Genomic DNA, 23,577 nt, shown 5'->3' with positions numbered 1-23,577 from the left:
AGGTCGTTATGCAAGAAAAATTTATCCAAATGCCTGTTGATGTGCCTGAAGCACAGCCTTTACTTGATCAGTTATTTGCAGAATATGAAGAAATTTATGGTGACTTTTTTGCACGCCAAGATGCTCAAGTCATTGATGAACGTAAAAAAGCCACACATCGGGAACGCTATGAAGGCGCGGAAGATTTTTTACCGCCGCATGGCTTGTTTGTGGTGCTGAAACGTGATGATGAAGTGATTGCAATGGGTGCCTATAAACGCTATGACGCAGAAACCGCAGAGCTGAAACGGATTTGGTCACATCAAAACTTACGTAAACAAGGGCTGGCTGCAAAAATAGTCAAAGAGCTTGAACGAAGTGCACTTGCTGCGGGGTATCGCAAAATCTTTCTCACCACAGGGTTTAAACAGATTCCAGCCGTGAAATTGTATTTGAGCCTAGGGTATGAACCGCAGTTTGAACTCACCCCAGATTTTAATTTTGATCGCTATATTGGCGCACCTTTACACGGTGGGCTTCCTTTTAGAAAGACCTTACTGCAAAAGGAGGTCGCATGAGTTTAGAGCACTATAAAATCGTTCCAGCGCGTCATCCACTGCGTTACATTGGTGTGGCATTTTCGATATTAATTATTGCAGTGGTTGCTGAGTCGATTTTTTCCAACAAAAACTGGGGCTGGTCTGTTTTTCGACAGTGGTTCTTTGACCCTGCGATTCTTCAGGGCTTGTTGATGACCCTGAAACTGACCTTTTGGTCAATCGTGTTTAGTTTAATTTTGGGCACTGTTGTGGCCATGATGAGGCTGTCTTCCTCATGGTTAATTCGCTCACTGGCATGGGTGTATATCTGGATGTTCAGATCATTACCACTGCTGTTGGTGTTGATTATTCTCTATAACTTTTCTTATTTATATGAATATATCAATGTCGGTGTGCCTTTTACCGACACGGTCTTTGCTCAGTTTAAAACCATCAATGCACTGGATCAGTTCTCAACGGCTTTAGTCGGTTTGGTGATTGTACAAAGCGCTTATACCGCGGAAGTCATCCGTGGTGGGATTTTGTCTGTCGATCATGGTCAATTTGAAGCAGCGGCAGCATTGGGTCTGTCATGGTGGCGCCGTACAACACGGATTATTTTACCGCAATCGATTCGCAGTATTATCCCCGCGATTATTAACGAATGTGTCGGTTTATCTAAAGGCACATCGATTGTGTATGTTTTGGCAATGCCTGAACTCTTTTACACCGTACAAATGATCTATAACCGTAATCAAGAAGTGATTCCGTTGTTGATGGTTGCCGCCGTTTGGTATGTAATCGTCACCAGTGTTTTTTCCATCGTGCAATGGTATATCGAAAAAGTATTGGCGAAAGGCGAGCGGAAATCAGCCATTAATAGTTTTGCTTTTTTCAAGAAAGCGCAGCCACAAGCGACTCAGCCGCGTATAGGAGCCAGCTATGATCATTAATCAATCCGCATCGCCTACAAATGGTCATATTCAAGTGAGCCATGTATTTAAAAATTATGCGGGACATGCGGCATTACAGGATATTAGCCTGGATATTCCAGCGGGATCCGTGACGGTGATTATTGGTCCATCAGGGTCAGGTAAATCCACTTTATTACGAACGATAAATCATTTAGAACGTGTAGATGCAGGATTTATTCAAATTGATGATGAGTTTATCGGCTATCGGAAAAAAGGCGATAAACTCTATGAGTTAAAAGAACGAGATATTTTAAAACAACGTAAATCGGTGGGTTATGTATTTCAGAATTTTAATCTGTTTCCGCATTTAAATGTTTTACAAAATATTATTGAAGCACCTTTAGCTCATAAAAAACTCAGCAAAGATCAAGCCATTTTAAAAGCCAATCAATTATTGGGTTTAGTGGGGCTTCGAGATAAGGTTGAAGCATGGCCCAAACAACTTTCCGGTGGTCAGCAGCAGCGCGTTGCTATTGCCAGAGCTTTAGCCTTAGACCCCAAAGTGATCTTATTTGATGAACCTACCTCCGCTTTAGACCCGGAGCTGGTAGGTGAAGTCTTGAATGTAATCAAAAGCTTGGCGAAATTAGGTAAAACCATGGTGATTGTAACGCATGAAATTGCTTTTGCACGAGAAGTTGCCGACCATGTGGTGTTTATGGATCAAGGGCGAATTGTTGAACAAGGAACCGTTCAACAGGTTCTGGGACATCCTAAAGAAGAGCGTACTCAAAACTTTTTATCTCGGGTTTTATAAATTTGAGTCTTATTTTTTAATGATATCTATTTTAGTTTTATATATTAAAATCGTTGGTGAATGATAAAACTAACGATTTTTTTATAAGTTTAATTTTGTTGATAAGGTATGATTAAATCCATATAAATAGAATAAATTTCATCCTTTATAATCATTTTAAATTTATTTTTAATAGTGATTAAAATGAGCAGATTAATTTATTTAGATTATGCAGCAACAACACCTATTCTTCCTGAAATTTCTCAAGCAATGATTCGATGTTTGTCCGTAGACGGTGATTTCGGAAACCCAGCCTCACAATCGCATCATTATGGTTGGGATGCTGCAAAACATATCACCACGTCTAGACAGCATGTTGCCAATTTAATCCATGCCAATCCACAAGAAATTATTTGGACTTCAGGTGCGACAGAATCGAATAACCTCGCGATCAAAGGCACTTTAGATGCCTATAAGCATAAAAATAAACACATTATTACCAGCAAAATAGAGCATAAGGCCGTTTTAGATACCTGTGCAGAGCTAGAAAGTCTCGGTTTTCAGGTCACTTACTTACAGCCTGAATTGGGTACAGGAGTGATTCATCCAGAGCAGGTCAAACAAGCCATTCAACCCAATACGGTTTTAATTTCACTGATGATGGTGAATAACGAAATTGGCACATTAACCGATATTCAGGCCATTGGTCTTTTAGCGCATCAACATCAGATTTTATTTCACGTCGATGCGGCTCAAGCTGCGGGAAAAAAAGTCATTGATGTTCAGGCGATGCAGATTGATTTACTCAGTTTATCTGCCCACAAAATATATGGACCCAAAGGCATCGGTGCGCTCTATGTTCGTCAAGACATTCAAAAACACATCAAGACCCAAATTCATGGTGGTGGGCATGAGCAAGGCTTACGTTCGGGAACTTTAGCCACACATCAAATTGTAGGTATGGGAGAAGCGTGCCGACTGGCTAAATTAGCCTTAGGAGATGAACAAAAGCGGATCCAACATCTAAGAAATAAACTATTGCAAGGTTTACAGGCTTTGACACCCGTGAACTTAAATGGCCATGCTACACAGCATGTCGCAAATTATTTAAATGTGAGTTTTTTAGGCGAACGAGCCAATTCTATTATTGCCGCGATTAAACAGGTTGCCGCAGTTTCAAGTGGCTCGGCTTGTAATTCGCATCATGCAGCACCTTCTCATGTATTAAGTGCTTTAGGACTGAGTGAAAATTTAGCGTCAAACGCGGTACGTTTTAGTTTTGGTGCGTATACCACGCAAGAGCATATTGAAGCGTTATTGCATGAATTGAGAACTCTTGTGCAGTCAAGTGAGAAAACACTTCAGCTGTCCTTTGTATAAGTTCTATGCCACTATAAATTTAGCATCAGCTTAAAGTGGCACAATGAATATGGACTTTAAAAGTTTTGAACTTGATGTAGGGCAATTCGATTAAAATAACGGATGTGTATTCGAGGTTTTTCTAGGCTTATTCACGGTTATCCTGTTTCGATGAATAAGCCTGAAAGCGGTTGTCCTTTATCTTTATACATGTAAGGCGTAATTTAATAGTGGTTGATTTTGTATTTAAATATTTGAATTATTTTTATTAAAAATTATTCATCATCACCATCTGAGATGTCTAGCCTCAATCTCAAGCTTCAACCCCATGGTTGTCTAAAATAAGAAGAACCCATCGTCAGTAAAATAGGGCGGTGTCATAGCTCATCTAATATCTTGATGTTGCATCATAAGTAAGAACCATCTAAATCACACAAGATTTTAATTTGTATACTAGCGGAAAGTGAAATAAATAAGATAAAAAGAGCGTTGGCAATTTAATCTTTTGGGGGGGATATGAGCCGCAGAGCCTATTTTGTTTGGTTGATTGTGATTATTGCAGGGCTAATTTATTGGTGGAAGCCAAGTCCTAGCATTGAAAATGCCCAAGATTATCAACGCGTCAGTGACACCGTTCAAACCTTTAATGGTTATACCATGACCAATTTGGCTGATTATGAAGGACAATTTCGGGTTTTATCACGGGAAAACTATCGTTCAGGACGTGAAGCAGCGCTTAGCCCTGTCGATTTTGCACTCGGTTGGGGGAAAATGGCTGATCCTGCGGTGTATAAACAGCTTTCGATTCGCCAAAGTAATCGTTGGTATTACTGGCGTTATGAAAATCAGCCACCTATTCCACGCCAAGACATTGAAACACAAAGTGCCAATACACATTTAATTCCTGCGAATGCATCCATTGCAAAACAATTGGCGGATGTTGATCAAGATGACCTAATTTATTTAAAGGGACATTTGGTCGAAGTGAAATCGGCAGATGGTTGGACGTGGCGCAGTTCACTCAGTCGTGAAGATACAGGGAATGGGGCATGTGAGTTGATGTTGGTGGAAGAGGTGAGGGAGCTTTAGGGTCTGGCAAATTGACCCTCTGGGCTTAAAAGGAAGGGGTTGATGATCTAGGCAGCGTAATGAATTAAAAAGGTGATCTTGAAAGACCCCCTTTTTTCATATCATGTTAATTAGAGTTTTTCATTTTGTTGCTTCCATTGGTTTTGTATTTGATTGGCGAACTTCGGATAGTCCTGAATAAAACGAACATGGAGTTCTACGCCTGTTTTTAGGGTGGCATCATCAACCATAAAATATGGATTATGGTTTGGTGCAGCCTGATCCATTTTTTGTGATGGAGCTGTTGCACCTAAAAAAACAAAAAGCGAAGGCATGAGTTGACCATAATAGGAAAAGTCTTCGCTGGCACTCGCATTATTATTGAGGACATGTAATTTATTTTCACCAGCAACTTGTTTAAGTGTGGGTTGCATCAGTTGTGTCAGTATTGGATTGTTTGAGGTGACAGGCGCATAAGCAGCAATTTCGACCTTCGCCTGTACATCATTGGCTAAAGCATTGTGTTCTAACATGATGGGGATATTTTTTAGCAGGTTCTGGCGAATGTCTTCATTGTTTGAACGGATGGTGCCGATCATATTAACTTGCTCAGGGATGACATTGCCTGTTGTTCCTGCCTGAATACTGCCAATACTAATCACGCCCATACCTTGCGTTAGATTGGATCTGCGGCTAATTAAACTTTGTAAATTGTTAATCATTTGCGAAGCTGCATAAATCGGGTCACGACCATCCCAAGGCATAGAACCATGCACTTGTTTTCCATTGACTTGAATGCGAAGGTGATCCGCACTATTGAGCATCACACCTTCTTTATAAAAGAGATTGTTACTTGGCATGCCAGCCATAACATGCATGCCAAAAATTACTTCGGGTTTAGGGTTTTTAAGTGCGCCATCTGTAATCATTTTACGTGAACCAATTTCAGCACCCTGTGTGAAATTGTCTATGTCAGCACCACCTTCTTCGGCAGGTTGGAAAATAAAAACGACTGTACCAGCCAGTTTATCGCGATTATCAGCTAATACTTTAGCAGCGCTAAGTAACATGGCTGTATGGGCATCATGCCCACAAGCGTGCATGACAGGGACTTCTTTGCCTTGATAAACGGCTTTGGTTTTACTGGCAAAAGGCAGCTGGGTTTTTTCTTCTATGGGTAAGGCATCCATATCCGCCCGTAACGCCATCGTTGGACCCGGTTTTGCGCCTTTTAATATGCCAATCACGCCTGTTTTCGCAAATCCCGTTTTTACCTCTATACTATAAGATTTAAGCTGCTGTTGCACCAGTTTAGATGTTTCAAACTCCATATTCCCCAGTTCTGGATGTTGATGAATGTGATGACGTAGTTGAATAGTTTGTGCTTCATTTTTTTCGACAGCAGCATGAATCCAATCGGCAAAACTTAAAGGACTACAGAGTAGAAGCGAAGTAACAAAACAGGACAATCGGAATGGTTTCATGCAATACACAGCCTTGTGATAATTCATTATTGAGCTGTAAAACATGCCATTGTGCTGAAGATAAGGCAAAAACCATGTAGGTATATTTTTTGATTTTTAAGGTATCAACTTATATTGTGAATGCTCGAATTATCATTAGATAGACGAGTTGTTCGGCTCAATTAACCGCTATTTTCGAGTTTGATTTAAAAGAAAAGGGAGAATATCTCTCCCTTTTTCTTATTTATTTTTCTTTCGGTTCTGGTGGCGTCATCCCAAATTGCAAGTACGCCATATTGGTGGCAATACGACCACGCGCAGTCCGCATGGCATAACCTTGTTGAATTAAATACGGTTCAATCACATCTTCTAAAGTGCCTGAGTCTTCAGCCATGGCAGCCGCCAAAGCTTCCACACCTGCAGGACCACCATCAAAACGCTCAAGCAGCATGCTTAAATAACGGCGGTCTAGGGTGTCTAAACCATCTTTATCGACATTGAGCATATCCAATGCACGTTGTGCCATGTCCTGCGTCACTTCGCCGGTACCTTTCACTTGGGCATAGTCACGAACTCGGCGTAATAGTCGATTGGCAATACGTGGTGTGCCACGAGCGCGACGCGCAATTTCTGCGGAGCCTTCTTGGGTAATTGGTACATCCATTAAGTTGGCAGAACGCGTCACAATATGCGTTAAATCTTTCACCGAATAAAACTCTAAACGTTGCACAATCCCAAAACGATCACGTAGTGGGGATGTGAGCAAACCTGCACGAGTGGTGGCTGCAACAAGAGTAAATGGTGGTAAATCCAATTTAATTGAGCGTGCAGCAGGACCTTCACCAATCATGATATCGAGTTGGTAGTCTTCCATTGCAGGGTACAAAATTTCTTCAATGACTGGTGAGAGACGATGAATTTCATCAATAAACAGTACATCACCTTCTTCAAGATTGGTCAGCATAGCGGCTAAATCACCTGCACGTTCTAATACAGGTCCTGAAGTCGATTTCAAGTTTCCGCCCATTTCGCGCGCAATAATATTGGCCAGTGTGGTTTTACCCAACCCAGGTGGACCAAAAATTAAGGTATGGTCAAGTGCTTCTGCACGACCGCGTGCGGCACCAATAAAGATTTCCATTTGTTCGCGTACCACAGGTTGACCAATATAGTCATCAAGTGAGGTTGGACGGATGGCGCGATCAATATGATCTTCGGGTTTTTCGGAACCACCGATGAGACGGTCTTGCATAGGTTTGACTTCAAATTAATACATTTTTTAAAACAAGAAACATGCAGTAAGCATGGTGGTGTCTTTTCAATAATATTTTTGCTTAGGGAATAACCTGCGGTTCGCCTTACTTTTGTTTTGGCAAAAGTAAGCAAAACCATTGTCATTCGCAAAACTCGTTGAATGATGATGCGAATCAACTATATCGCAGAAACTTTATTGTGCATATGTTTCCTGCCTCGAACAGTTGCGAATGACGTTCGCGCGTATCAAATACGACTTTGAATTGAGTACTTATTTATTCATCGACTTGAGTGCAGCACGGATAATGTCGCTTGCTTCAGTAAAATCGCCTTTCGCCGCATTCACCAATTTCTGGGCTTCTAAAGGTTTGTAACCTAACGATTGTAAAGCCGCTTCGGCTTCGGCAACCGCAGAATTCCCTGTAAATTGGATTTGTTCAGTGGTGGAGTTGCTTGGTACTGAACCTGATGACATGGCTTTAAAGCGATCACGTAATTCAATCATCAGGCGTTCGGCCGTCTTTTTACCGACACCAGGGACTTTGATCAAGGTATTTATATCTTCATGTTCAACCGTATGAATCAGCATGTCTACGCTTAGCGTTGAAAGAATACCCAAAGCCATTTTCGGACCAACGCCGTTGACTTTTAAAAGGGTACGGAAAATGATTTTTTCTTGTTGATGTAAAAATCCGTACAGTAATTGTGCATCTTCACGTACTGCCAAATGTGTCCATAAAGTGACTTTTTGTCCCTTTTGTAATTGACAAAATGTTGATAAAGGTGTGTCAATCTCATAGCCAACGCCGTTGACATTTAACAGTACTGTTGGGGCTTCGAGGGCAAACACTTCGCCAATTAAACATCCAATCATTTTTTAAACTTCACTATTTGAGGTGTATACGGTTGCCAGTGGAAAAATGATGTTTTGTATAACATCACTGATTTAGAAGTCATGTGAAAAGCATTTTTATTTTTGCTTTGGGTTACATCAAACCAGACTTGTTACCTTGCAGTTCTTGCGAAAGATTATAAGCCTGATGATCGGAAAACTTTGAAATAATATCCAGTACTTGCATAATATTTTCATAATGATTGTTGCCAAAACGCGCACCTGAACGCTGCAAAATGGTAAATAGGCGTTGTTCTTTAAAGCTTAAGGTTTTGTGCGGTGTAGTGAGGGGAATAAAGGCATCTAAAATATTCTGTAAACTTTGATGGGCAATGATTTCTAATCCCGCTTTTTGTGGGTGTTCAAAGATTTTATCGCGCGCCAGTTCTTTAGCACGGTTGATCCCCAATTCAATATCTTCAGCACAATATTGCAATAGGCTGCCTTTCAGTTGTCCAGTCAGGATTTCATAATGATGTTTGGCAAAGGCGGTAGTCACCTCATCAACTAAACGTTTCATGACTCGACCGCGCAATGCGGCAATTTTTTGCTGCCAAGTTGTATCCATCGAGAGTTCTGAGGGCTTGCCATAGTCTGCAATTAAATCGAGAAAGATAGGTTCAACTTCTTCATAGCTGAGCATATTTAGAATAATGCCATCTTCTAAATCAATTAGGGCATAGCAAATATCGTCTGCGGCTTCTAATAAATAGGTCAGTGGATGACGGCAATAACGATCTTTTGCCAATTGAATGAGTCCAAGTTGCTCTGCAATTTGCCCCAATATTTCTTTTTCAGACTGATAACAACCAAATTTAGCACGCATGCTGGCTGGGGTATTGCCTTGTTCGGCAATGGTTTTGGATAACCACGGATACTTTAGATATGCACCTAAAGTCGCGTAAGTTAAACGCATACCACCATCATTGGGATGATAGTCAATCTTGGTCAGTAGGCGCAAACCTTGTGCATTACCTTCAAATTGACGCACATCGGCTTCTTCTTCTGGAGTGAGTTTTGCCAAAAAATTACCATGTGAGGCATCATCAAACCACTCTCGAATGGCATATTCACCTGCATGTCCAAAAGGCGGATTGCCAATATCATGTGCCAAACACGCTGCTTGAATAATAGCACCAACATCGGCAGGAGAAATCCAGACAGGAAGTTCGTCTTTTATTTTCTCAGCGGCCAGCATACCCAATGAGCGACCAATGCAGGACACTTCTAAGGAATGGGTTAGGCGGGTATGAATACCATCATGTTGAGTCAGTGGATGGACTTGGGTTTTACGATTGAGTTGTCTAAAACTTTGCGAAAAAATAATACGGTCATAATCTTTATGAAAAGGGCTTCGAGCTTGTTCTGTACTTTGTTTTTTACTGCCAATGCGAACTGTGGAAAGCAGTTCTAACCAACGCATTTGTTCCATGTATTATGTTTCAGAGAAGGATTGTCTGAATCATGCCAAAAAATATTCGGTTGCACTAGAGCAGTGCGACATGAATTGTCGGTTGAAATGTAAAAAATTAGGAGTTGTGGTTTAAATGAAAAGGTAGCGGATTGAAAAAGGAATTTTGATTATTTTTTGGCCATAATAAATTTTTTTTATGAAAAAATTCACACGATTTCAGCTTAAGTAGTCGGTCTAGTTATTTATTTTTATGTCATTTTATCTAAAAAAGCGTAATAAAGCGGTTGTAAATGAAATTCTTGCAGGATTAGGTTACATAATCAGGGTTAGCCATCTAGCTGATTTGACCTTTTCACAGTAGAATATGTGACTCTCTTCAAAGTCACATTGCGGTAAAGTTCAAAAGACTTGCCCGTGGAGCCAAAATCAGCATGTTTATCGTGGCCGGTGCACCAGCACATTCTTCTTTTAAGAAAACTCAACTATTATCACGTCTATCGTCAATTAGTTCTGTTCAATCAATAGAAAGCCAATGGGTCTATCTGTTTGACCAAGCGCTCAGCGAGCAACAACAGCAATCTGCCTTACAATTATTAAATGATGGCGAAGTTTTTCAAGTCCGCCAAGCATCGAATGATGATGTCCAAATTTTGGTGACACCTCGCGTAGGTACAATTTCGCCGTGGTCTTCTAAAGCGACGGATATTTTTGCCAACTGTAATACCCCGATACACCGCCTTGAACGCGGTGTTTTGTTTACTTTAAAAGGTATTTCTGAAGTATCGAATGAAGTAAAGCTGGCTTTACATGACCGTATGACAGAGAGCGTATTCAGCAGTATTGATGATGCTGTGGCATTATTTCAAGAAACTGCACCAAAGCCTTTAAATTCAATTGATATTTTAGGTCAAGGTAAACAGGCACTGGTACAAGCCAATTCGGAATTTGGTTTTGCGTTGTCTGATGAAGAAATTGATTATTTAACGGCTGCTTTTAACAAGCTGGGTCGTAATCCGCATGACATCGAATTGATGATGTTTGCTCAAGCAAACTCAGAGCACTGTCGTCATAAGATTTTCGGTTCTGAATGGACGATTGATGGTGAAGTACAACCATTGTCATTGTTCCAAATGATTAAAAATACCTATAAAGAATCACCAACGGATGTTTTGTCTGCTTATAAAGACAACGCATCAGTAATTGTGGGTTATGACACACAACGTTTCTACCCGAAAAAAGATGAAGACACTGGTCACTATACGTATAAGTATAAGAGCCAAGCTGCTCACATCCTTATGAAAGTGGAAACGCATAACCACCCAACAGCAATTGCACCATTTGCAGGTGCTGCAACGGGTTCAGGTGGTGAAATTCGTGATGAAGGTGCAACAGGGCGTGGTGGTAAGCCAAAAGCAGGCTTAACAGGCTTTACAGTATCGAACTTAAATATTCCTGGTTTTGAACAACCTTGGGAAGAAAACTACGGCAAACCTTCACGTATGGCATCGCCACTTCAAATCATGATTGAAGGCCCATTAGGTGGTGCTGCGTTTAACAACGAATTTGGTCGTCCTGCGTTAAATGGTTATTTCCGTACTTTTGAACAGAACGTGAATGGCGAAGTGAAAGGTTTCCACAAGCCAATTATGATTGCAGGTGGTTACGGTAATATCCGTCCTGACCATGTTGAAAAAGATGCGATTCAACCGGGTGATTTACTCATCGTTTTAGGCGGACCAGCGATGCTGATCGGTCTAGGTGGTGGTGCTGCATCATCTGTAGATAGCGGTACCATGGGTGAAAGCCTAGATTTTGCTTCGGTACAACGTGAAAATCCAGAAATGGAACGCCGTTGCCAAGAAGTGATTGATACTTGCTGGCGTATGGAAAATGAAAACCCAATCGTGTCTGTACATGACGTGGGTGCGGGTGGTATTTCTAATGCCATGCCTGAGTTAGTCAATGATCACGAACTCGGTGCGATTCTAGACCTTCGTAAGATTCCTTCGCTTGAATCGGGTATGTCTCCAATGGAGATTTGGTCAAACGAAGCGCAAGAACGTTATGTACTCGCGATCAAACCAGAATCTTTAGCCTTGTTTGAATCAATTTGTGCGCGTGAACGCTGTCCATTTGCAGTATTGGGTGAAGCGACCGAAGCTCGTCAATTGACTGTAAACGATCCATTGTTCGAGAACAAAGCGGTGGATATGCCAATGCAAGTGATGCTTGGCGGTACACCACGTATGAGTCGTTCATACGAAACGATTGAACGTAAAGGTGATAACTTTGATGCATCTCAAGTTGATTTAAAAGACGCGATTTTCCGTGTGTTAAAAAATCCAACAGTTGCATCTAAATCATTCCTGATCACCATTGGTGACCGCTCAATTACCGGTATGGTTGCGCGTGATCAGTTGGTAGGTCGTTGGCAAGTACCTGTTGCAGATGCAGCAGTCACAACCACTAGCTTACAAGGTTACACAGGCGAAGCGATGGCAATGGGTGAACGTCCACCTGTAGCATTGTTAAACCCTGCGGCATCAGCACGTTTAGCTGTGGCGGAATCAATTTCAAACATCATGTGTGCCAATATTGAACAGATTAGCGACATTAAGTTGTCTGCGAACTGGATGGCAGCAGCAGGGCAAAAAGGTGAAGACCAAGCCTTGTTTGAAGGTGTAAAAGCCATTGGTATGGAAATGTGCCCTGCTTTAGGGATTGCAATTCCTGTTGGTAAAGACTCACTTTCGATGCGTACCACTTGGAATGACGAAGGTCAGGACAAGGCTGTAACTTCTCCGATGAGTGGTGTGATTACCGCATTTGCACCAGTGAATGATGTGCGTAAAACCTTAACGCCTGAATTGAAAAATACTGATTCTGTATTGGTTCGTATTGATTTGTCTAAAGGCCAATTCCGTTTAGGTGGTTCGATCCTTGCGCAAGTCTATAAAGCAATTGGTTCAGTAACGCCAGATGTCGATAGTTTTGCGGATTTCAAAGCTTTCTTTGATTTGGTACAAGACTGGAATAACCGTGGCTTAATTCAAGCTTACCATGACATTGGTGATGGTGGTTTATTGGCAACTGTTGCGGAAATGATGTTTGCTTCACGTTTAGGTGTAGCACTAGAAAATCAATCTACAGCAGGCTTATTCGCTGAAGAAATTGGTGCAGTGCTTCAAATTAGTACTTCTGACTGGGCGACTCTTGCAGATGAAGTTGCAGCATCAAGCTTAAAAGATGCCATCTCAGTTGTGGGTTCAGTTAATACAACAGATCAGTTAACGATCAATGGTTTGACTTTGCCACGTGTTGATTTACAGCAAGCTTGGGCTGAAGTATCTCATCAAATTCAACGTTTACGTGATAACTCTGAAACAGCTGATCAAGAGTTTGCCTTAATTGCAGATAACGCGCATCAGGGCATCATTGCACAGCCTACTTTTGATTTGAATGAGCCAGTTGAAGCGCCGTTTATTAATTTACGTCGCCCAAGCATGGTGATTTTACGTGAACAAGGCGTAAATGGCCAAACTGAAATGGCGGCTGCATTTGACAAAGTTGGCTTTAATACCGTCGATGTCCATATGAGTGATTTACTTGCGGGTCGAGTGGATTTAAATGACTTCGAAGGTTTAGTGGCTTGTGGTGGTTTCTCTTACGGAGATGTCATGGGTGCTGGCGGTGGCTGGGCAAAATCAGTGCTGTTTAACCCACGCTTACGTGATCAATTTGAGAAATTCTTTAACCGTCAAGAAACCTTCACTTTAGGTGTGTGTAACGGTTGTCAAATGATTTCTCAACTTGCGCCGCTAATTCCTGGTGCCGATGCTTGGCCTCGTTTCCACCGCAATACTTCTGAAGTATTTGAAGCACGTGCAGTGAACGTCCGTATTGAAAAATCACATTCTGTATTGCTTGAAGGTATGGAAGGTTCGATTCTTCCGATTGCGGTTGCACATGGTGAAGGTCGTGTTGTTGCAAGTGCAGAAAAATTGGCTGCCTTAAATGCAGGTAACCAAGTGACTTTACGTTATGTAGATAGTCATGGTAACCCAACTCAGCACTATCCATTGAACCCGAACGGTTCTCCAGAAGCGATTACAGGTGTAACCACTAAAGATGGCCGTGCAACCATTATGATGCCGCACCCAGAGCGTAATTTCCGTGCTATTCAGCATTCATGGAAACCTGAAGAGTGGACTGAAGATGGTGCATGGTTACGTATGTTCCGTAACGCACGTAAGTTTATCGGTTAATCTATAACACATTAAAAAAGCCACCTTTGGGTGGCTTTTTTATTACATGTAATAACGGAAGTTTTATATTTAGGTGGCTTAATTCCACTTATTTTAATTGTTGTTGCATAAATTGATCAACTTGATGGGTATAGTCGTTATTTTGCCCTAAGTTCCGATTAATTTCGGCATGAGATAAGGGCAGAGGCAAGAAGGCTGTGGTCGTGCTTAAAGCTTTGGCTTGTTGAATAAATGAATGGGCTTGTATACAAGGTTGATCAGGGCGAATGGTAGAGCAGACCGCCAGAAAAGCAGGCAGCGAATGTTTTAACTGAACTTTGGGTGAAACTAAACGCCAGTTCTCTTTAGAAGATCCAAAAACACGATCATAAAATTGCGCATGTTGATTCGACATGATGGCTTCTAAGTCATAGGCAGCACTATCTAAGGCAATCGTTGCTTTCCATGGCTTTGGAAAATTTGAAATCCATTCTGGGTGAGTAGATAGTAAGGTGACTAAATGTGCACCTGCTGAATGTCCCATAATCACGATGTTTCGAGTATCTGCCTGCCAATTAGAGGCATTCTTCTGTACGAAATTCAAGGCATCGGCAATATCTTGAGTTTGCTGCTGCACTGTGACTTTAGGGACTAAGCGATAATTCACCGAAATGACCACCCAACCTTGCTGATTCCAATAGGTCGCTTTATGTTGAATCAAACCTTGATGAGCTTTATCACCAATACTCCACGCCCCACCATGTACAATCAATAAAATGGGTACAAGTTTTTGATTTTTTAGGTTTGAGTGAGTGGACTTCGGGAGATAGACATCTAATTTTTGTAATGTATCTGATCCATAAGAAATATTGTGAATTGTATTTTTGGGTCGAAAAATTTCAAGATTTTGAAAGAAATTGGCATAGGTTGTTTGTGTATTTAGAAATACGAACAGACAGAAAGTGGCTGGAGCTATACGTTTCATTGTTATTCCAATTTTTTTTCTGGTTTATTTTAACATTGCTGTAGATGTGGTTGTGTGACTTTAAAACAGAATAAGAATAACCATTGAATAATTTTAATCGAGTCAGGATCTAAAAAGTTGGTGTAAAATTTGCTTAATAAGTAATCGAAATATATGTATCTTTCTTTTTAGCAATAAAACTGTATTGGAGATAGAGAATGATAAAAACAGTAACTTATCCGAATAAGATTGTGCTAAAGCAAAAGGGTTGGAAGTGGTTCGCTGTTGTGGTGGGGCTGCAATTGAGCCTGATACTTGGTTATGCCATTACACAAAACCTGTAATGTTTAAAATAAGACTTTTAGAGCCATAACATATGGCTCTAAATCGTTGGTAGATTATGAGTTGTTATTTTGATATTCGGTAATGACTTCTAATGCTGCACGGAAGGCTTCTTGTGTCGCGGGCGCGCCACAATAGGGCAAGCTATGTAGTAACACTTCCTGAATTTCTTCAACTGTCGCACCATTGTTGAGTGCGCCACGAACATGTCCTTTCAGTTCAGTGGGACTTTTGAGTGCAGTTAAAAAGGCAAGGGTAATCAGCGAACGATATTTACGAGGTAACACACCTTCACGTTGCCAAGTCGAACCCCAAGCATGCTCATTAATCCAATCTTGTAACGGTTGAGTAAAAGGGACAGTATTGTCTTGGGCACGTTTGACAAAACTTTCCCCCATCACTTCGGTGCGTACTTTTAATCCATTTTCATAATCTTGCTGAGACATTTGTGTCACTCTTCTTCATTAAAAAAGTGATAAAAGTTTAACCTCTTATCACTTTGATCTGTATGATTTTTCCGAAACTTGACAGTTAAGCGATAAGTTCAACGGCAATTGCGGTCGCTTCACCACCGCCAATACATAACGTAGCTACACCTTTGCTTTTACCCAAGCGTTTTAAGGCATAGATAAGAGTCAAAATAATGCGGGAACCTGAAGAACCCAATGGATGACCCAATGCGCATGCGCCACCGTTAACATTGACTTTTTCTGGGTCAAGATTGAAAGCATCAATAGCTGCCATCGTTACCATGGCAAAAGCTTCATTGATCTCCCATAAGTCGACGTCTTCTACAGACCAGCCTGCTTTTTTCAGGACTTTCTCAATCGCAGCGACGGGTGCAATGGTAAATTCTGAAGGATGCTGTGAGTTGGTTGCCGTAGCACGAATATGTGCCAAAGGTGTTAAACCACGGACCTTAGCTTGCTCTGCAGACATAACCAACATGGCAGATGCACCATCTGAAATAGAGCTTGAATTGGCAGCGGTAATGGTGCCATCTTTGGCAAAGGCAGGACGTAGGTTTGGAATTTTATCAATATTGGCATGAAACGGATTTTCATCCTGTGCCACAACCATGTCACCTTTACGGCTCGATACAGTAATCGGGGCTATTTCAGCTTGTAAAAAACCATTTTGAATAGCAGCTTGCGCACGAGTGAGTGAGCGAATTGCAAACTCGTCTTGTTGCTCGCGAGTGTAGCCTTTTTTATCGGCCATTTTTTGTGCCAGAACCCCCATTGAAAGTCCAGTTTCTGCATCTTCTAGACCTTCTTGGAACATATGATCTTTCACTTCACCATGACCCATACGGTAACCTGAACGTGCTTTTGGCAAGAGGTAGGGTGCATTACTCATGGATTCCATGCCACCTGCCATGACAATTTCAGCATTGCCTGCACAAATGGCATCCGCAGCCTGCATCACGGCTTTCATGCCGGAACCACAAATTTTATTGATGGTGGTCGCACCCACATGATCAGGAACACCTGCAAGACGCATGGCTTGGCGAGCAGGAGCTTGTTTTAAACCCGCAGGCAGAACACAACCCATAATGACTTCATCAATATCCTGAGCAGCGACGTTTGCGCGGTTTAAAGTCTCTTGAATAACGGCTGCGCCAAGTTCTGGTGCTGAAAGACTCGATAATGCACCTTGAAAGCTTCCCATTGCGGTACGGCTACCGGCAACAATGACGATGTCTTTATTCATATTGATCTCCGTGTATTTATATCTGTGTTCCGTTCTTGTTGAATCAAAATTAAAGCAGCCGAAGCTGCTTGAATAAATCTGATTTATGCGCTTACCGTTTCTTGAATGTTATCGGCAATCAATTGTACACCAGTGACCGCTTGAATTTGTTCTAAGCTGACATCTTTCGCCAGCTCAATCAGTTTCACGCCTTCAGGCGTGATATCCATTACGCCCAAATCACTGATGATACGATTAACCACACCTTGACCCGTCAGTGGTAGGGCACATTGTTCCACAATCTTCGGACTACCATCTTTGGCACAATGTTCCATCAGCACAACGACTTTTTGTACACCTGCAACCAAGTCCATTGCACCGCCCATGCCTTTGACTTTCTTACCCGGAATCATCCAGTTGGCAAGATCACCAGTTTCAGACACTTCCATAGCACCTAAAATCGCAATGTTGACATGACCACCACGGATCATGGCAAAAGATTCTGAACTTGAGAAAAATGCTGCGCCTTTACGCGCAGTGACGGTCTGCTTACCTGCATTAATCAGGTCGGCATCAACTGTTTCTTCCGTAGGAAATTCTCCAATACCCAATAAACCATTTTCAGACTGTAACCAGACATTGATATTTTCTGGAATATAGTTGGCGACTAGCGTCGGCAAACCAATACCAAGATTGACATAAAATCCATCTTCGAGTTCTAGTGCAGCACGTGCAGCCATTTCATTACGTGTCCAAGCCATGATTAAGCCTCCTGCTTAATGGTGAGTTGTTCAATACGTTTTTCTGGGGTGGCATTCAAAATAATTCGGTTGACATAGATACCGGGTAAATGGATGTCATCGGGATCGAGTTCACCAATTTCAACCACATGTTCTACTTCAACCACGGTAAATTTACCTGCCATTGCACATTCAGGATTAAAATTACGTGCGGTTTTACGGAAGATCAAATTACCTGCTTTATCTGCTTTGTAGGCTTTGACTAAAGCCACATCTGCTGTTAATGAGTTTTCGAGAATATACGGTTTGCCGTCAAACTCACGGTGTTCTTTACCTTCGGCAATCAGCGTGCCGACACCTGTTTGGGTAAAGAAAGCAGGAATACCTGCACCGCCAGCGCGTAATTTTTCAGCCAGTGTACCCTGTGGGGTAAGTTCAACTTCGAGTTCGCCATTCAAATATTGACGTTCAAATTCTTTATTTTCACCGACATAAGATGAAATCATTTTTTTAATTTGTTTAGTTTGTAGTAGTCTGCCTAAACCAAAATCATCGACACCTGCATTGTTTGAAATACAGGTGAGGCCATTTACCCCAGTTTGTTTGAGTGCTTCAATCAAGGCTTCTGGAATACCGCATAAGCCAAAACCACCAACTGCAATTGTTTGTCCATTTTGCACGACATCTTGCAAAGCAAGTGTTGCATTTGAATAGAGCTTATCCATATCAACTTCTCTAAATCCCTTAGTTATATTGAACTCATTATTAGCATTGCTCAGGCATATAATGAAGTTGAAATTTTCAAACAGTTAATCAGAAAAACTCAATAATGGGGTGGAAAATAGACAAAATTCAGCATAAGAAATGGCTGAACTCTGTAATTAAGTCAGATAACGGGGCGAGGCGGGAAGAGAAAATAATTGTAATCTATTAATTTATATGTGATTTTTGTAATTGTATTGTTTAAGCGTTTCAATAAATTGTGCTGTGATGTTAGAAATTTCAAAATTCTTTTTATAAATAATTCCAACAGGTTTAATTAGATCCTGATCTTGTAATTCAATTAACACATTTTTTTCAGTATCGATAAATTGCTGAAAATGACGTGGAATGACACTGACTCCAATCCCGAGTGCCACGAAACTGGATAGGGAACTGATCTGGTGGCATTCCAGTTTTAAGTCCAATTGAATATTATTTTTTTTGCAATTTTCTTCAATCAGATGGCGCACAATCGAAGGTTGTTGCAAGGTCACGAAAGGATTGGCGCAGAGATCTTTCCATGTGATTGAAGTTGTATGCGCTAAAGGATGTGCTTTGGGTAATAACGCAAGAAAATCCTCATTAAACAAGGGCAGGAATTCTAAGGTGTCGATCTGTTGTGGTTCGAAACATATACCGAGTTCAAAAATACCATCGAGCACATTTTCAATAATTTTCTCATTGGTAATGTCATGAATGGAAAAATTAATATTCGGGTGTAAGCCCAAGAAGTTTTGAATCACGTTTGGCATGATCGCGTGTGTGACAAAAGGCATAGAGGCAATATTGAGTGTCCCACGTTGTAATTTAAAACGTTGTTTGACATCTTTTTCCATATCCTCCCAATTTGCCAATAGTTTTCTGGCATAAGGAATTAGGGATTTTCCCTCAAAGGTTAATTCTACTCGGCGTGTGTTGCGCTTAAATAATTTTCCACCCAGTTCTTCTTCTAAGGTTTTAATGGTGAGACTTAATGCAGATTGACTGAGATGAAGTTCATTTGATGCATTGGCATAGTTCAAACTGCGGGCGAGGGCTAAGAAGGCTTTTAGTTGTTTTAAAGTCATAACTAGATGCGTACCACACGGGCTGAGTGAAATATGAGGTCTGGTTTGATTTTGAGCCTTTTTCACATGAAATGCAAAAAAACAATGAAGTTACAGATGATTAGATTTATTTATACTTTATTTTATTCTAACCCCAATCCTGCTTAAGCCAATGATTCCATGATCTGAATTGTTGGCTTATTCTGATGCCTCAAGTGATACTCATCCAATGCAGTCAATTTAACGGCTGGTTCTTTTTGGAGGGTAGACGTATTTCTGAGGGTTCACTTATTTTTCACTTTTAAAAAACAGTAAGAGCGTGGAAACGAAAGTGAGCATAAAAATAACGGGCCAAATAATCAGTAAATCAATACGGATATTAGCGTCTGGTGATTTGAGCTGAACTAAAAATTCCCAGAGCGCATAAAGCAGCCATAAAATTGCGGTCAGTCCTAAATATTTCGCGCTATGTTGGTGGCTAAAATTACGTATGATTAAATAGCCAATCAAAAAGATGCAGGCAATCCCGAAGATGGAAAGAGGCTTAGCGACCAATAAATTTGTCAGAAAATCCATATCAACCTCCTGTAAAGATTCTTATGCGCAAACTTATAGGACTGGGATAAATGACATTTTGAGCTGGAATTCTTCGGATCATATCTGAGTCTAGCATTTGAAGGTCTTTAAGTTTCAGGGGCGATTTAACTTATCGACACAGACCGATTGATTCTCGTTCAAATGGGATCAAATCGTTTGAATTGGCTTAAATTATCCAAGTATCCTTATCTTAATAAGTGTGTGCACGGTTTAAATCTTGTCATTATGCTTGCCCTGTAGCTGATATAGATAGTTTATAGTTCGGCTTATTTTTTAATCAATGATTTGACGTATAAATGTGGTGATGAGTTGTAAACGATGGTGAGCCGAAACAGGCAAGATCTGTTTCATTTAAGGGAATGATGTTGATGTTGCAGATTTGAAGAAGGTGATTGAAAAAATCACCTTCATTTTCATATTGATGCTGAATTATTTACTTTGATTCTCTGAGGTAAACTCTTTGAAATCGGCTTTGCGAATTTTGGCATGAATTCCTTTGGTACGATCGACCACCTGTGAAACTTCGAAATCTGTTGCAGCGCTTAAGTAAGCATAAGCTATCGCCTCATCAATACCATATTCTTGATGTAAAAAACGGATTGCTTCACGAGTAGATTTTTTCATCGCTTCATCTAGATCGGCATCTAAACCAGGAGTAATCCAGAACTCGGCATTTTCTGCTAAAGGTTGTTTAATTTCTTGCCCCGGAATTTTATCTTTACCTACTTTTAACAACGTAAATTTGAGGGTCGCACGTGCAGATGCTTCCAATGCTGTCAGTGCAACTTCACCATCACCTTGCGAGAAATGGCTATCACCCGTGTAAAAAAGCGCACCTTTCACCTGAACAGGATAATAGGCAGTCGCACCCGCACCAAGCTCATTAATATCAATATTTCCACCATACAAAGCTGGTGGTACAGAATGAACAGGTTCTGAAGTGTTTGCCGCTACCCCCATAATGCCCATAAAAGGATAAAGTGGAAAACGAATGGCTTTACCTGATGCGGTCTTTAACACGCCTTCATATTCACCTTGAGCATTCTTTTCAATCGGGGTGAAAATTGAAACATTGCCGAAACGTTCTGGGTTCGCTGCGGTTGCATCATCATATTTAGTTTTTTTTGGAAATTCGCCGACCAATGCTCCTTTCCCATGTCGATTTGAAATCACACCATAAGGCACACGCGGTTCGACATTAATCACTTCGACTTTTAAAATATCCCCAGGCTCAGCACCTGCAATGGCGACTGGTCCTGTAACAACGTGTGGACCATCTTTATGAAAGTCATGTTGAAGCTTGGATTGGGTGATTTTTTTGGCTTCATCTAAAATAGATTCAGACTTAACCCCTTTAGATTGGAAATATTTTTCCGCATCACGGCCTTGATCTTCAAGTAAACCTTCATGGGACACTGTGTCGAATGTGACAATACTGCCAGAGTTCACCGTTAACACAGGTTTTGCGTCCCGATTAGGTAAATAGCCCCAAGTAATGGTATTTAACGTGGATGGCACATAGTAGTTACCTTTATAGGTGCCATCTTTAAGTAAAGTTGGTTTTTCAGATATTTGTTTCAGAATTTTGAAATCATCGGCATAGGTAAATGCTGAGCTCAATGTCGTTAATACAGCCAATGAAATAAGTTTAATTTTCAACATAAGTTTAACCTTTACTTAATCTATCTCCAATCTATGTAGTTGATATATAGCAATACTTATGCCAGTTTTGATTTCTCAATTAATTCAATATTTCTAATAAATTATGTGAAAATTAAATAGTTAATTTGACTTATGATGATGCAATTTATTGGATGGTTTTATACTTATAGGTAAAATATGCTTATTTTAAGAGCACCCTTTGAATGGGTGATATTGTTATAAGATCACTTAATTGTCCCAGTTTTTTAAAATAGATCATGTTAGAAATTTAAAGATAAAAATCCGTACAATTTTTCAACTTTATCTCTATTCTGTTTGCTATGATCAAAAGAAATAATTTATCAATACCAAGAGAACAAGAATGAGCTTTATTACAGCCGAACATGCCAAAATTCTTACGGCAACCGCCAAATTAGATATCAATCTCTATAAAGAGCGCTTAGCAAAATTAATTGAAGAAAGTGCTCAGCAGGGGAATACCGCCGTTTTTGCTGTTTTACCTAAGCATTTGCCGCTCAGTGAAATTCGGGAGCTTTCGGCTGAATTGACCCAGTTGGGTTATCAAGTTCGTTTCGAAGTGAATGAGTTCTTTTATAGTTTTAACGTGTACTGGATATAGCGTAATCGCTTTAATGGATGTTCATGACAATAAAAAACCCTTTAAATAATGTATTTAAAGGGTTTTTAAAATCAAAGACTTAATTAAGCTTCAATTGTTTGCACGGCAATTTTCTTTGCTGGGTCAACTTTACGACGCACTGCGGGTACAGGTTCACCATAATATTGACGGTCTGCAAAGTAACTTGAACGAACCATAGGTGCTGACCAAATATTTCTAAAACCAAGTTTACGACCGTGTTCAGCGTAACGCTCGAATTCTTCTGGGCTGACAAAACGGTCAATCGGTGCATGTTCTTTAGATGGCTGTAAATACTGACCGATGGTCACATAGTCCACATCATGGGCACGTAAGTCATCTAATAAAGCAATCACTTCTTCTTCAGTTTCACCGATACCGACCATCAAACCACATTTGGTTGGAACATCTGGGCAGTATTCTTTAAACATTTTAAGCAGCGTTAAAGAGTGTTGGTAATCTGAACCCGGACGCATCGCTTTATACAAACGTGGCACAGTTTCAATATTGTGGTTAAACACGTCTGGTGGGCATTCGGTCATAATGCGTAAGGCAATATCCATACGACCACGGAAGTCCGGCACCAAAATTTCGAGTAAGGTTTTCGGGCTTAAGCTACGCGCTTCTTTAATACAATCGACAAAGTGCTGTGCGCCACCATCCAAGAGATCATCACGGTCTACCGAGGTAATCACGGCATATTTTAAACCTAAATTTGAAATGGTTTCAGCCATATGACGTGGTTCATCTGGGTCAAGCGCATTTGGACGGCCATGAGCAACATCACAGAATGGGCAACGACGAGTACAGATGTCACCCATAATCATAAAGGTTGCCGTACCACCACCAAAACATTCAGGTAAATTTGGGCAGGCAGCTTCTTCACATACAGTATGTAATTTTTGCGCCCGTAAAGTTGTTTTAATGCGTTGAACTTCCTCAGGCGCTGTCATCTTGACACGAATCCAGTCTGGCTTACGAGGCACTTCAACCGTAGGAACAACTTTGACAGGAATACGTGAAACTTTTTCTGCACCACGAAGTTTGACACCCTGTTCAGGTTTACGGCTTTCAGACATATTCAACTTTTCCACTGTTTACACGGAGAGATATGCAAATATTATAACGGAATTGCACATTGATAGGGCAAAAACACTATTCATTTTCTAAATGTCGTTATCATTCAATATATGACTATGAAATACAGCAAAGT

The 23,577-nt window shown here is 40.8% G+C and carries 21 protein-coding genes; 8 read left to right on the top strand and 13 right to left on the bottom strand.

The genetic code is table 11. The annotated features are described in order from the left end of the window. Positions 1-8 precede the first annotated feature (8 nt). The 5 genes from E0H94_RS07400 (at position 9) to E0H94_RS07380 (ending at position 4,676) form a co-directional block, all read left to right on the top strand. Positions 9-557: a GNAT family N-acetyltransferase gene (locus tag E0H94_RS07400; RefSeq protein WP_131325803.1), complete on the top strand. Its 549-nt coding sequence runs from the start codon at positions 9-11 to the stop codon at positions 555-557. Beyond that, a complete protein-coding gene (locus E0H94_RS07395; protein ID WP_131325802.1) occupies positions 554-1,471 on the top strand; it encodes an amino acid ABC transporter permease in 918 nt (305 codons plus the stop codon). The genes E0H94_RS07400 and E0H94_RS07395 overlap by 4 nt, the downstream gene beginning before the upstream one ends. After that, positions 1,461-2,249: an amino acid ABC transporter ATP-binding protein gene (locus tag E0H94_RS07390; protein WP_131325801.1), complete on the top strand. Its 789-nt coding sequence runs from the start codon at positions 1,461-1,463 to the stop codon at positions 2,247-2,249. Before E0H94_RS07395 ends, E0H94_RS07390 begins: the two co-directional genes overlap by 11 nt. Positions 2,250-2,432: 183 nt before the next feature. After that, a complete protein-coding gene (locus E0H94_RS07385; protein ID WP_131325800.1) occupies positions 2,433-3,608 on the top strand; it encodes a cysteine desulfurase family protein in 1,176 nt (391 codons plus the stop codon). A 495-nt stretch (positions 3,609-4,103) separates the two neighbouring features. Continuing rightward, entirely contained in the window at positions 4,104-4,676 is a 573-nt protein-coding gene (locus E0H94_RS07380) for a hypothetical protein (protein ID WP_131325799.1), read from the top strand. A 110-nt stretch (positions 4,677-4,786) separates the two neighbouring features. On the opposite strand, the gene E0H94_RS07375 is transcribed toward E0H94_RS07380, so the two are convergent. The 4 genes from E0H94_RS07375 to E0H94_RS07360 form a co-directional block, all read right to left on the bottom strand. After that, positions 4,787-6,139, bottom strand: coding sequence for an amidohydrolase (locus E0H94_RS07375; protein WP_131325798.1), 1,353 nt, complete (start codon positions 6,137-6,139; stop codon positions 4,787-4,789). A gap of 223 nt (positions 6,140-6,362) precedes the next feature. After that, positions 6,363-7,370 carry a Holliday junction branch migration DNA helicase RuvB gene (gene ruvB / locus E0H94_RS07370; protein ID WP_131325797.1) on the bottom strand — a complete coding sequence of 336 codons (1,008 nt, stop codon included), beginning with the start codon at positions 7,368-7,370 and terminating at the stop codon, positions 6,363-6,365. Positions 7,371-7,643: 273 nt separating this feature from the next. Next, on the bottom strand, positions 7,644-8,246 hold the full coding sequence (gene ruvA, locus E0H94_RS07365; RefSeq protein ID WP_131263802.1) for a Holliday junction branch migration protein RuvA: 603 nt from the start codon (positions 8,244-8,246) through the stop codon (positions 7,644-7,646). A 112-nt stretch (positions 8,247-8,358) separates the two neighbouring features. Then, positions 8,359-9,696, bottom strand: a complete 1,338-nt coding sequence (locus tag E0H94_RS07360) for a deoxyguanosinetriphosphate triphosphohydrolase (RefSeq protein ID WP_016167372.1) — start codon at positions 9,694-9,696, stop codon at positions 8,359-8,361. A gap of 413 nt (positions 9,697-10,109) precedes the next feature. Between E0H94_RS07360 and purL the strand changes: the two genes are divergently transcribed. Next, positions 10,110-13,943: a phosphoribosylformylglycinamidine synthase gene (gene purL, locus E0H94_RS07355; protein WP_131325796.1), complete on the top strand. Its 3,834-nt coding sequence runs from the start codon at positions 10,110-10,112 to the stop codon at positions 13,941-13,943. Positions 13,944-14,031: 88 nt separating this feature from the next. Here the strand turns inward: purL and E0H94_RS07350 are convergent, their stop codons facing one another. Further along, on the bottom strand, positions 14,032-14,907 hold the full coding sequence (locus tag E0H94_RS07350) for an alpha/beta hydrolase (RefSeq protein WP_131325795.1): 876 nt from the start codon (positions 14,905-14,907) through the stop codon (positions 14,032-14,034). Positions 14,908-15,104: 197 nt separating this feature from the next. Between E0H94_RS07350 and E0H94_RS18900 the strand changes: the two genes are divergently transcribed. Beyond that, the gene (locus E0H94_RS18900; protein WP_264757548.1) at positions 15,105-15,230 is read left to right on the top strand and encodes a KGW motif small protein; all 126 of its coding nucleotides are present in this window, start codon (positions 15,105-15,107) and stop codon (positions 15,228-15,230) included. Between the two features lie 54 nt (positions 15,231-15,284). Here E0H94_RS18900 and E0H94_RS07345 read toward each other — a convergent pair whose 3' ends face one another. From E0H94_RS07345 to E0H94_RS07315, 7 genes are all read right to left on the bottom strand, one after another. After that, entirely contained in the window at positions 15,285-15,674 is a 390-nt protein-coding gene (locus E0H94_RS07345) for a carboxymuconolactone decarboxylase family protein (RefSeq protein WP_016167377.1), read from the bottom strand. 85 nt (positions 15,675-15,759) lie between these two features. Continuing rightward, positions 15,760-16,941 (bottom strand): thiolase family protein, encoded by a 1,182-nt coding sequence (locus E0H94_RS07340; RefSeq protein WP_131325794.1) that lies wholly within the window; start codon positions 16,939-16,941, stop codon positions 15,760-15,762. Between the two features lie 83 nt (positions 16,942-17,024). Further along, positions 17,025-17,681 carry a CoA transferase subunit B gene (locus E0H94_RS07335; RefSeq protein ID WP_131325793.1) on the bottom strand — a complete coding sequence of 219 codons (657 nt, stop codon included), beginning with the start codon at positions 17,679-17,681 and terminating at the stop codon, positions 17,025-17,027. Positions 17,682-17,683: 2 nt separating this feature from the next. Beyond that, a complete protein-coding gene (locus E0H94_RS07330) occupies positions 17,684-18,385 on the bottom strand; it encodes a CoA transferase subunit A (RefSeq protein ID WP_131325792.1) in 702 nt (233 codons plus the stop codon). 210 nt (positions 18,386-18,595) lie between these two features. Continuing rightward, positions 18,596-19,489: a LysR family transcriptional regulator gene (locus tag E0H94_RS07325; protein WP_131325791.1), complete on the bottom strand. Its 894-nt coding sequence runs from the start codon at positions 19,487-19,489 to the stop codon at positions 18,596-18,598. Between the two features lie 267 nt (positions 19,490-19,756). After that, positions 19,757-20,044 carry a hypothetical protein gene (locus E0H94_RS07320; RefSeq protein WP_131325790.1) on the bottom strand — a complete coding sequence of 96 codons (288 nt, stop codon included), beginning with the start codon at positions 20,042-20,044 and terminating at the stop codon, positions 19,757-19,759. A 450-nt stretch (positions 20,045-20,494) separates the two neighbouring features. After that, positions 20,495-21,727: an acetamidase/formamidase family protein gene (locus E0H94_RS07315; protein ID WP_131325789.1), complete on the bottom strand. Its 1,233-nt coding sequence runs from the start codon at positions 21,725-21,727 to the stop codon at positions 20,495-20,497. 361 nt (positions 21,728-22,088) lie between these two features. On the opposite strand from E0H94_RS07315, the gene E0H94_RS07310 reads away from it, so the two are divergent. Further along, complete coding sequence (locus E0H94_RS07310; RefSeq protein WP_044739361.1) at positions 22,089-22,346, top strand: hypothetical protein; 258 nt, start codon at positions 22,089-22,091, stop codon at positions 22,344-22,346. Positions 22,347-22,429: 83 nt separating this feature from the next. On the opposite strand, the gene lipA is transcribed toward E0H94_RS07310, so the two are convergent. Beyond that, a complete protein-coding gene (gene lipA / locus E0H94_RS07305) occupies positions 22,430-23,443 on the bottom strand; it encodes a lipoyl synthase (RefSeq protein ID WP_116759311.1) in 1,014 nt (337 codons plus the stop codon). Positions 23,444-23,577: the final 134 nt, after the last annotated feature.

The sequence above is a fragment of the Acinetobacter sp. ANC 4173 genome (assembly GCF_004331255.1).
Lineage (GTDB): Bacteria > Pseudomonadota > Gammaproteobacteria > Pseudomonadales > Moraxellaceae > Acinetobacter.
The sequence above is the reverse complement of the archived record's forward strand: the minus strand, read 5'-3'. Positions and strand labels throughout refer to the sequence as shown.